1 protein-coding gene is annotated in these 1,369 nt (G+C 63.9%); it reads left to right on the top strand.

Annotated features, from left to right (window positions below; genetic code table 11):
- The first annotated feature begins 22 nt into the window (after nucleotides 1-22).
- Nucleotides 23-1,369: a UDP-glucose dehydrogenase family protein gene (locus tag V5F77_RS28810; protein WP_429008474.1), complete on the top strand. Its 1,347-nt coding sequence runs from the start codon at nucleotides 23-25 to the stop codon at nucleotides 1,367-1,369.

The following is a 1,369-nucleotide window of genomic DNA, read 5'->3' as shown; positions in this document are numbered from 1 at the left end:
GCGCCACTATGACGAGTGTGCCATGCGAATAGCGATGATTGGGACGGGATATGTCGGGCTTGTGTCTGGGGCGTGTTTTGCGGACTTTGGGCACCGGGTGACGTGCATCGACAAGGATGCGGGGAAGATCTCGCGTCTTGAGGGCGGGGAGATCCCGATTTTCGAGCCAGGCCTCGAGGAGCTTGTGCATCGCAACGTTGCGGCGGGTCGGCTTGATTTTGCGCTGGACCTGACGGCGGCGGTGCGCGAAGCGGATGCGGTTTTCATCGCGGTCGGGACGCCCTCGCGGCGCGGCGACGGGCATGCGGATCTGTCGTACGTGTATGCGGCGGCGCGTGAGATCGCGGCTGCGGCGCAGGGCTATACGGTTGTGGTGACGAAATCGACGGTGCCGGTGGGGACCGGAGATGAGGTGGAGCGGGTGATCCGCGAGGCGCGCCCCGACGCGGACATCTCGGTGGTTTCGAACCCTGAGTTTCTGCGGGAAGGTGCGGCGATCGAGGATTTCAAGCGTCCGGACCGGATCGTTGTGGGAACGGAGGAGGGGCGGGCGCGCGAGGTGATGGCGCAGGTCTACCGTCCGCTTTCGCTGAACAATCTTCCGCTGCTGTTCACGAGCCGGCGGACGTCTGAACTGATCAAATATGCGGGGAATGCGTTTTTGGCGATGAAGATCACCTTCATCAACGAGATCGCGGACCTGTGCGAAGAGGTTGGCGGGAACGTTCAGGAAGTGGCGCGGGGGATTGGGCTGGACAATCGGATCGGCGGCAAGTTCCTGCATGCGGGACCGGGGTATGGGGGCTCGTGCTTTCCCAAGGATACGCTGGCGCTGACGCGCACGGCGCAGCAGGCGGGCACGCCGCTTCGGATCATCGAGACGGTGGTTGCGGTGAACGAGGTGCGCAAACTTGCGATGGGCAAGAAGGTGATCCGGGCGCTCGGCGCAGACCCGCGGGGGAAGACGGTTGCGGTGCTTGGCCTGACGTTCAAGCCGAACACGGACGACATGCGGGACAGCCCGTCGATTGCGATCGTGAACGCGCTCCTGGACCGTGGCGTGAAGGTCCGCGCATATGATCCCGAGGGGATGGAGGAGGCGCGCAAGGTGCTTCCGTCGGGGGTTGAGTATGGTTCCGGGCCTTATGAGATCGCTGCGGGCGCGGATGCGCTGGTGATCGTGACGGAATGGGATGCGTTCCGGGCGCTTGATTTTGCGAAGCTGAAAGCGTTGCTGGCGCAGCCCGTGCTGGTCGATCTTCGCAACATCTACCGTCCGGAGGAGATGGCGGAGCTTGGCTTCAGCTATGACAGCGTCGGCCGGCCCGCCAAAGGTGCCCCCAAAGACACCATCCAGGCCGCCGAGTGA

Source organism: Roseixanthobacter psychrophilus, assembly GCF_043195195.1.
In the GTDB taxonomy this organism is placed as follows: domain Bacteria; phylum Pseudomonadota; class Alphaproteobacteria; order Rhizobiales; family Xanthobacteraceae; genus NCEH01.
This window is presented reverse-complemented; position numbering and strand designations above follow the sequence as displayed.